Origin of the sequence: uncultured Abyssibacter sp. (genome assembly GCF_964000955.1) — a bacterium.
Lineage (GTDB): Bacteria > Pseudomonadota > Gammaproteobacteria > Nevskiales > OUC007 > Abyssibacter.
The window spans coordinates 1-3,090 of record NZ_CAXFCL010000294.1 but is presented as its reverse complement, the minus strand read 5'-3'; the positions used below and the strand labels follow the sequence as shown (position 1 = coordinate 3,090).

Sequence of the window (3,090 nt, the reverse complement as noted above, 5' to 3'; positions counted from 1 at the left end):
CGGCTATCTGCAACGAGCCGTTAATCTGCGGCCGACCCACGCGGCGACCCGGAATGATCTGGGATATGCCATGATATTGGCGGGTCGGTACGATGATGCGTATCGTCAACTGGCCACGGCGAGGGAATTGGCGCCCTCCGACCAGCGCGCGACTCGCAACATGATCCTGTTGCACTACGTGCTGGGCAACCGGGTGGAAGCCGATGCCCTGGCTGATGGCAGCAGCCTGCCCGATGCAGAGCGTGCCCGCCTGCGGCAGCAGGCGGCCCGGCTCGTGGCATCGCAGCGCGGGGTGATTGGTGGTTCGTAAACAGGAGGGCCGCATGGGCGCTGTTCCAACAGTCATGACAGTGGGCGGGTTGCTGCTGGCATCGGCGGCGTTCGCGGGTTCACCTGAGCCAGGCGACGGGCAAGCGTCTCGTGCCTGGATGGAATTGCAGACCTCCGGCCGACAGGCCTCCAAGGCGGAACGCCCGATGGAAGGCGAGGTTGCCGATCGCGTCTACCAGCGGTATCTGAAAAGTTTTTCCCACCCGATTCCGGTCCAGTTCCCCCGCGAGCAATTCGCACCGGAGGGGAGTGGGTCGTGACGCCGTGGCAGCGTCAACGAGGCGCTGCAGCAGTTTTTGCAGCGCTGGCCGCCATCGCGGCGGTTTCCGCGTTCAGCCTCGTCTTTCACTCGGCGCAACTCTACAACGCCAAGCGTGATCTGCAGCGGCTCGCAAACATGGCGGCGATGGACGCTGCGATGATTGTCAGTGGCTGCTTCGATGGTCGCGTGACGGACTACGCGGCGATGGCGGAGGAACAGGCGCGGCTGTCCCTGCGGCGCAATGGGCGGACTGGCGCCGAGGACTGGCTCGACGAGGGCGAGGTGGTCATCGGCGAGGTTCATCGTGAAGGCGGGCTGCGCAGCGTGTCGACGCCACGCGGGGAAGAGCGACCCCCGGCCGTGCGCATCACTCTCAGTCGGCCGCAACCCACCTTTCTGACCCAGGCGTTCGGTGTTCGAGATGGCGCTCGGGTCGTTGCGAGCGCGAGCGCGTTCGCGGGGCCGACGGTCACCCCGTTCGTGGGCAGCTTTATCGCGGATTTCGATAGCGGGGACGGGACCACGCTCGGGCAAGTGCTCTATACCAACATGCTCGGGGGCGGTTCGCGCCTGGAACTGAGCGTTGCCGGGTATCAGGGGCTGTTCAGTACCCAGGTCCAGCTGGGTGCGCTGATCGACGCCGGTGCGGAGTTGCTGAACGGCGAAAACATCCTGACGACCAATGCGTCGCTGCCGCTGGGCGATTTCATTCTGCTGCTCTATGAGTCATTGCTGGGGGATGCGCCGCCGCTGGTCGATCAGGTGCTGCATGATCTGGCGGTGAACCTCGATCCGGCGCTGACCGTGATTCCCAGCGAGATTTTCGACGTGATCGGCGATCCGGATCTGGTGGACGACGAACTGTTCGTCAATCTGGGGAACGTCGTTGAAACCGCCGCGATGGTGGTCAACGCCGTGGTGCCGGTCGATCTCGCACCGATCCTGAACATTCCGGGCGTCGCGAGGGTGATCCCCACCGTAAGCATTATCGATCCCGGCTCGGTGGTGGTCGGTGGTGAAGCATTTTCGGAGGAAGGGGAACCGCTGACCCGTGCGCACACGGCCCAGGTGACGCTTGATGCGCAGCTGGCCCTGCTCGGAGCGACGCCGGAGACCGCGCTGCTCAACCTTGATCTGCATGTGGCTCTGGCCGAGGCATCCGCAGCGGTTACCGACATTCGTTGCGCGTCGACATCGACGCCGTATCACGAGATCGACGTCGATACCGTGTCGACGCTGGCCGCGCTGGAGATCCGGGAACTCACGCTGAATCTCCCGCCGTTGCTCGGGGGTACCCAGGCTCTGGGCGGAGGCGTGGTTCAGGTTGCATCCCGGACGCAGACGCCGCTGACGTTCGGAGGGCCGGGCGTCGAATTTCCGCAAACGATCAGGGCGCCCGCGGTCAGCGATGCCCTGGGTTCGGCACTGATCGGGACCATCCGCACCATCCTCCGTCAGGCCGAACTGCCGTTGCTGCCCGCGCCGCTGGATTCCGCGCTCGACGAGTATCTTGCCACGCTGCTGGAAGACGTCAGCAGCCCCCTCCTGAACGACGCGGTCGGAGAGATGTTCAGACAAATGGGCATCTCGATCGCGGGTGCGGACGTCACGATCGAATCGGTTTCGGTGCAACGCCCCACATTGCTGACACACCAGCGCGACGCCTGAGGGCGATCGCCACGACAACAGGGGTCGGGGATGGCAATCGGCGGGCGGAGGAAGTGATGGTCGCGTGATGCCCTTGTTCCGGGTGATGGCGATTCTCATGGCCTTCGCCTTCACCGCCGCCGTCATTCTCATGGTGGGCCAGTTGCGGCAGCTCCATGCCGAACGGCTGGTCCAGGTCAATGCCAGCCTGAGCGTTGCCACATCCCGCCTTGGTGAGGCGCTTGCCCAGGGTGATCTGGTCGAGGTGGGGGCCCGTGCCGAAGCGCTGGCCGGCGGCAACTCGATTCCGCGTGTTCAGATCATCGATATCCGTGGGCGTGTGCTCGCCAGTGCCCGGCGCGCCCGCGTGCGGCAATCCGGCCTTCTTCCCGAGCGCTGGTCCGCTGCGTTGCAAGATCGGTTGCTGGACTGGTTCGGCCTCGAGCGCCGGATCCGGCTCGTCAGCGACGGCGCCGGGCTGGGTTATCTGCTGGTCGCGATTCCGGACACGGTGTTCTGGCCGCCCACCGAGGACGCCCCGCGGCAGACCTATGTCCGGGCCGTCGTCTGCCTGCTGGTCTGCGGTGTGGCCGCGATCTGGCTGTTGCTGATGGCGCTGCTGTCGCCGCGGCGACAGCAGCGGGTCGTCGACGCCGCGCCGACGGTCCGGCTCCCCGAGGGCCAAGGTGATCTCGGTACGGCCCAGCGCCGCATGAGCCGGTGGTTCGAACTTCTGGGCTATGCGGTGGTGATCACTGACACCCGGTTTCGTGTGCGCTGGCTCAACCGGCAGGCCAGCGATCTGACGGGGTGGTCACCCGCGGATGCCAGGCGGCAACTGGTCTACTCGG

General features: G+C 65.7%; 4 protein-coding genes. All 4 read left to right on the top strand.

Annotation, left to right across the window (positions count from 1 at the left end):
* On the top strand, nt 1-310 hold a 310-nt coding region (locus tag ABNS06_RS14135), incomplete at its 5' end, for a tetratricopeptide repeat protein (RefSeq protein ID WP_348675239.1).
* 13 nt (nt 311-323) lie between these two features.
* Complete coding sequence (locus tag ABNS06_RS14130) at nt 324-590, top strand: DUF3613 domain-containing protein (RefSeq protein ID WP_348675238.1); 267 nt, start codon at nt 324-326, stop codon at nt 588-590.
* Nucleotides 587-2,260, top strand: a complete 1,674-nt coding sequence (locus ABNS06_RS14125) for a hypothetical protein (RefSeq protein ID WP_348675237.1) — start codon at nt 587-589, stop codon at nt 2,258-2,260. The genes ABNS06_RS14130 and ABNS06_RS14125 overlap by 4 nt, the downstream gene beginning before the upstream one ends.
* Before the next feature lie 64 nt (nt 2,261-2,324).
* Nucleotides 2,325-3,090 (top strand): PAS domain-containing protein (locus ABNS06_RS14120; protein WP_348675236.1); only part of this gene is annotated, 766 nt, incomplete at its 3' end.

Bases quoted from the DNA above. Each gene is read 5' to 3' on its own strand.
- ABNS06_RS14130 (WP_348675238.1), top strand. From the start codon at position 324: ATGGGCGCTGTTCCAACAGTCATGACAGTGGGCGGGTTGCTGCTGGCA.